The organism is Dietzia sp. B19 (assembly GCF_014145155.1).
In the GTDB taxonomy this organism is placed as follows: domain Bacteria; phylum Actinomycetota; class Actinomycetes; order Mycobacteriales; family Mycobacteriaceae; genus Dietzia; species Dietzia natronolimnaea.
This window is the reverse complement of sequence record NZ_JAALED010000445.1, coordinates 1-5,141: the sequence shown is the minus strand read 5'-3', so window position 1 is coordinate 5,141 and position 5,141 is coordinate 1. Positions and strand designations below refer to the sequence as shown.

The 5,141-nt window shown below is 71.5% G+C and carries 4 protein-coding genes, 2 tRNA genes and 1 pseudogene; 3 read left to right on the top strand and 4 right to left on the bottom strand.

From position 1 onward, the window contains the following. A pseudogene (locus tag G6020_RS12530) lies at positions 1 to 1,115 on the bottom strand (bifunctional metallophosphatase/5'-nucleotidase); the annotation flags it as partial. Between the two features lie 129 nt (positions 1,116 to 1,244). Then, entirely contained in the window at positions 1,245 to 2,303 is a 1,059-nt protein-coding gene (locus tag G6020_RS12525; protein WP_182610847.1) for a pyridoxal phosphate-dependent aminotransferase, read from the bottom strand. 105 nt (positions 2,304 to 2,408) lie between these two features. Between G6020_RS12525 and G6020_RS12520 the strand changes: the two genes are divergently transcribed. Together G6020_RS12520 and G6020_RS12515 are read left to right on the top strand one after the other, a co-directional pair. After that, a tRNA-Ser gene (locus G6020_RS12520) sits at positions 2,409 to 2,500 on the top strand. Between the two features lie 48 nt (positions 2,501 to 2,548). Then, a tRNA-Arg gene (locus G6020_RS12515) sits at positions 2,549 to 2,621 on the top strand. A 71-nt stretch (positions 2,622 to 2,692) separates the two neighbouring features. Here G6020_RS12515 and G6020_RS12510 read toward each other — a convergent pair. Further along, complete coding sequence (locus tag G6020_RS12510; protein ID WP_182610846.1) at positions 2,693 to 3,682, bottom strand: hypothetical protein; 990 nt, start codon at positions 3,680 to 3,682, stop codon at positions 2,693 to 2,695. Further along, a complete protein-coding gene (locus G6020_RS12505) occupies positions 3,682 to 4,026 on the bottom strand; it encodes a helix-turn-helix transcriptional regulator (protein WP_031265220.1) in 345 nt (114 codons plus the stop codon). Before G6020_RS12505 ends, G6020_RS12510 begins: the two co-directional genes overlap by 1 nt. A 199-nt stretch (positions 4,027 to 4,225) precedes the next feature. On the opposite strand from G6020_RS12505, the gene G6020_RS12500 reads away from it, so the two are divergent. Next, on the top strand, positions 4,226 to 5,141 hold a 916-nt coding region (locus tag G6020_RS12500; RefSeq protein WP_182610845.1), incomplete at its 3' end, for a DMT family transporter.

Below are 5,141 nucleotides of genomic sequence, written 5' to 3'. Positions count from 1 at the left end.
TGCGGGCGGATCACGTCGCCGGTGGCGGGGTCGACGGCGAGGTCGACGACGGTGACCGACCGACCGTGGGACGCGGGCGCCACCACCACCCGCTCGTCGTTCTCCGCGTCCCGCACCCGGCAGGTCGCGGGACCGCCCGAGGCGCCGACGATCAGCGCGTCGACGGCGGGGTCCAGGCGCTTGACCAGGTCCAGCTCGGTGAGTTCGTCGGGGCAGGCGCCGGGATCGAGGTTGCCGTGCACGGTGGTGGACTGCACCAGGCCCACGATCGCCTCCACGCCGAGGAACTGCAGCGCCTCCACGGTCTCGTTGACCGCCTTGACCGGGTCGGCGAGCCGGGTCGTCGTCTCCGGGGCGCTGTCGGAGGGGAGGGTGACGGCCACGACCCCCACGCGGACGTCGCCGATGCGGTGGATCGCGAACGGGAAGGTGGGAGCCGCGTCGGGGGAGGGGACGACGTTGGAGGCCAGGAACGGGAAGGCCGCGCCGCGGAACGGTGGCAGGGGCGGGTCCACCCGGCAGTCCTGCTCGGTGCGGCACCCCGGACGGACCAGGGAGCGGACGTGGTCGGCCCCCTTCTCGAGCTCGCGCCTCCCGACTCCGGCGCCGTCCACGCCGAGACGGTTGAAGAACTCGATCGTCGGCCGGTCGCCCAGCAGCGCCGCCTCCGGAGCGGTCCCACCGATCGAGTCACCGGTGGCCAGCAGCATCGCGTCACCGGCCTGGTCGCGCAGCTTGCCCACCGTGGCGGCAAGGTGGGCCCCACCGCCCGCCGGCCGAACGTTTCCCGAGCCGTCCCGGAGCTGGCCCTGGAACCCCACCGGCCGGGTCAACGCACCGGAGAACTCGCCGATGCCGAGGATGCGCACCGACTGCGTCTCCTCCGAGGGCGTCCAGGGTCGGCCGGACTCGCCGGTGCGGGCACCGGCGAGCGGGGTGGCGGCGAGGGTGAGGACCAGGGCGCCGATGGCCACGATCACCAGTGTGACGATCGCGGTCCGGCGGAGCGAGGGGGAGCCCGGTCCGTGGTGGTCCGCCGGGGATGGTGAGCCGGACCATACGCGGGTGCCGACCAGCGAGGAGTTCATGTCGTCCCATGAACTCTGCTGTCTCATCCGGCTCCTTCGATGTCCTTCGGTGTCGATCCGTCGCGGGCACGCGTGATCACCAGCGGGAGCACCGCTCTGCGCACGCGAACCTTGCCCACTGTGCCGGTGTGAGGTCACGGGAGCCCGCCGGAACAGTCACGTTCCGGTCACAAAAGCGCGTGCGGCGTCCAGGAGGCGGTCGTTCTCGACCGGGTCGCCGATCGTCACCCGCACCCCGTGGCCGGCGAAGCACCTGGTGACGACGAGGTGGTCGCGGCAGTGCGAGTCGAATTCGGCCGCGGCGTCACCGAGCGGCAGCCACACGAAGTTGGCCTGGCTCTCCGGCACGGCATGGCCGAGATCGATCAGCGCGTCCCGGACCCTCGTGCGTTCGGCCACCACCGCATCCGTGCGGGCGCGGAGCTCGTCGCCCGCGTCGAGGCAGGCGATCCCGGCGGCCTGGGCGAGCGAGCTCACCGAGAACGGGACGACCATCTTCCCCACCGACACCACCAGGTCCGCCGGCCCGGTCAGGTAGCCCACGCGCAGCCCCGCCAGGCCGTACGCCTTGGAGAACGTGCGCAGAGCCACGACGTTGGGCCTGGCCATGGACTCGGCCACGCCGTCGACCGGGTCGTCGGATCGGAGGTACTCGTAGTACGCCTCGTCCAGCGCCACCGTGACCCGCTCCGGAACGCGGTCGAGGAACGCGGTGAGCTCGGCGTGGGAGACCGCCGGCCCGGTGGGGTTGTTGGGGGTGCAGACGAAGATCAGCCGGGTCCGGTCGGTCACGGCGTCGGCGATCGCCTCGAGGTCCAGGGTGCCGTCGGCCCGGTTCGGGACCGGGACGGGGACGGCGTGCGCGATGCGCGCGATGATGGGGTAGGCCTCGAACGATCTCCAGCCGTAGAGGGCCTCGTCCCCGGGTGCGCACACCGCCTGGACGAGCTGCTGGCACAGCGCCACCGAGCCGCAGCCCGCGGTGATGTTGCGCGACGGGATCCCGAGGAACTCCGCCAACCGGGACACCAGCGCTCCGGCGGTGATGTCCGGGTAGCGGTTCACCCCGGCCGCGGCGTCCACGATGGCGGCCGCCACGCTCGGCAGCGGTCCCGCGGTGGTCTCGTTGGAGGCCAGCTTGACCGCTCCCGGGACGGTGGCGCCGGGGACGTAGGAGGGGATGGCGTCGAGGTCGCTGCGCACGTCGGGGGACATGCGTACAGAGTAGGACCACCGGATGACGGCGGGGTGTCCGGCCGTTTTGCGCACCGCGCCGACCGGTGTGTACTGTTATCCCTCGTTGGCTCAGCAGAGCCTCCAGGAGGCGTGCCAGAGCGGCCGAATGGGACTCACTGCTAATGAGTTGTCCTCCTTAAAGGGGACCGGAGGTTCAAATCCTCTCGCCTCCGCCATGCCGGAGCACCGGGTGACCGGTTGAACTGGCACGACAGATGAATAATGCGCCCGTAGCTCAATGGATAGAGCACTTGACTACGGATCAAGAGGTTAGGGGTTCGAGTCCCTTCGGGCGCACAACAGCGGTACCGGCAGCGCCCTCGTCCACGCGGACGGGGGCGTTGGTCGTTCGTCCCCCCGCCCACGACTCACCGGGTCGCGGCCGTGTCCCGCCGATGCGCCCGGAGGGTCTCGACCTGGTCCCAGATCACGATCACCCAGACGGTCGCGACGACACTCCATCGGATCGCCGCGGCCGGCAGCTCGTCCCCGTCGGCCGAGACGAGGTCGGGGTGGATCACCGACTCCTGGGTCAGGACCAGGATCGTGAGGAAGGCGCCGAACACGATGTCGGTGACCACCTCGACGGCCAGTCGCCGCCGGGACCTGCCCGGGCGGGCCAGGCGCCGGATCTGCACCAGCGCCAGCACCCCGATCAGGGCCAGGTAGCCCGCGAGCCAGACGGTGGGGATGTCCGGGTTCACCACCGTCTCGCCGCCGTTGAGGTGTCCGATGTAGAGGAACGTCGACGGCACGAAGGGCACGGCGGCGAGCAGCGCGAGGAGGCTCAACGAGACGATCGCGTCGATGCGGGTGTCCGGCCGGACCCGCGGATGGTCGAGGTCCGACGGGTCCCACGCGGTCGACGTGGTGAAGGGGTTGCGGCCCCCCTCGGGCGTGGTCCGCTCGACGATCACCACGAGCAGGGTCCAGGCCGCGAACGCCCACAGCAGGGCGGACACCACCCCGCTGACGACCTCACCGATGAGGCCGCCCAGTTCGGCCTGTGGGGCCGTCACCACGTAGACGATCGCGCTCGTGAGCGCCGCCAGGGCGCCGACGATCGGCATGAGCCAGCGCAGGACACGCAGCCACGCCGGGTAGACCTCGGGCCCGATGAGGTAGTGCCGTGCGCCCGAGTAGCGACGCGCCAGCGCGGCGGGGTCACCGAGCCGACCGAGCACGGCGCGCTCGATCGAGTCGGGGTCGGGAGCCGCGGCGCCGTCGCCGTGCCGGTCGAGCTCGGCCGCGACCATGTCGTCGATGGTCGCGGCGATCTCGGCGGAGATGTCGTCGCTCGTGCTGCCCGGCAGCCGCCGGACCACCTCGGCGATGTAGCGATCGGTCAGTGTGGACATCACGTCTCCGCCTTCCGCAGATCGGTGTAGGAGGCGCCCAGCGCCTGCCATTCGGAGTGGAGCAGCTCGGCGGTCTGGGCACCGAGCGCGGTGGTCTCGTAGTACTTGCGGGGTCGGGGTTCCTCCGTCCGCCACGTGGAGGTGAGCAGCCCCTGACCCTCCAGGCGGCGCAGCAGTGGGTAGAGGGTGTTGGCCTCGGTCGAGATCCCGGCCTCGGCCAACGTGGTGAGCAGGGCGTACCCGTAGCGCGGTCGCATGCAGGCCAGCAGGCTCGCCAGCACCACCGAGCCGCGCCGGAGCTCCTGCAGGTGGGTCCCCAGCACCGCGTCCACTCCGTCGCTCATGCCTCACACGGTACTGTGTGGCACACAGTATGGGAAGAGTGCGCCGCACAGGCACCCGGCTCGAGGCCGGAACGGTGATCGTCGGCGTGGGGGAATGCCCGCCCGCCGTCGCCCCCGCCGCCGGATGTCGTGCGCGGGGGTCGGGGGTGGGGCCGACGGTACGACGACGACGAGACCGGCCGCTTCGTAGGCTGTGCCGATGTCCCAGCCCGCTCGAGATGCGCTCCGCCGCAACGCCGGCCATCTGGCGTCGGTGGCACTGGTGATCATGTGGAGTTCGGGCTACGTCGGCGCGGAGCTCGGGACCCGGACCGGTGGGACCTCGCTGCAGCTGCTCGGCTGGCGGTTCTCGATCCTCGGGCTCCTGCTGCTCTCGGTCTGCCTCGTGCTCCGCGTGCGGTTGACCGACCGGAGGGCGTGGGCGCGGCAGGCGGTGCTGGGTCTGTTCAGTCAGGCCGTGTTCCTGTTCATGATCTTCGAGGGCGTCGCCCGCGGCGTCGACGGCGGGACGGCGGCGCTGATCGCGGCGCTGCAGCCACTACTCGTGGCGACGGTCGCGGGCAGGTTCCTCGGGGAACGGACCACACCGGTCATGTGGATCGGCATGCTGCTCGGAATGGCGGGCGTCGTGGTGGTGGTCTCGGGCGGCCTGGGTGCCGGCAGTGCCCCGTGGTGGGCCTACCTGTTCCCGGTGGCCGGGATGCTGAGTCTGGCCACGGGGACGGTCCTCACCCAGCGTCTCAGGCCCACGGAGACCCTCCTCCAGTCCATCACCATGCAGTCGGTCGTCGCGGCGGTGGCCCTGGTCGCCGCGATGCTGCTGGCCGGGCAGGGCGCGGTGCCGGCCGAGCCCGAGTTCTGGGTGGCGGTGGCCTGGCTGGTGTTCCTCTCCACGCTCTGCGGGTACGTCCTCTACGTGTTCGTCACCCGCACCAGGGGCGCCACGGTGGCCAGCGTCCTGCTCTACCTCACCCCGCCCACCACCATGGTGTGGGTGTGGCTGATGTTCGGGGTGCCGATCACTCTTCTCGCGGCTGTCGGTATGGCGGTCAGCGCGGTCGGCGTGATCCTGGTGCTGCGGTCCCGGGCAGCGGCGCAGGCCCAGCGCGACCGCC

Excerpts from the sequence above, each read along its gene's own strand:
- G6020_RS12525 (WP_182610847.1), bottom strand. The coding sequence starts at position 2,303 with ATGTCCCCCGACGTGCGCAGCGACCTCGACGCCATCCCCTCCTACGTC.
- G6020_RS12510 (WP_182610846.1), bottom strand. The coding sequence starts at position 3,682 with ATGTCCACACTGACCGATCGCTACATCGCCGAGGTGGTCCGGCGGCTG.
- G6020_RS12505 (WP_031265220.1), bottom strand. The coding sequence starts at position 4,026 with ATGAGCGACGGAGTGGACGCGGTGCTGGGGACCCACCTGCAGGAGCTC.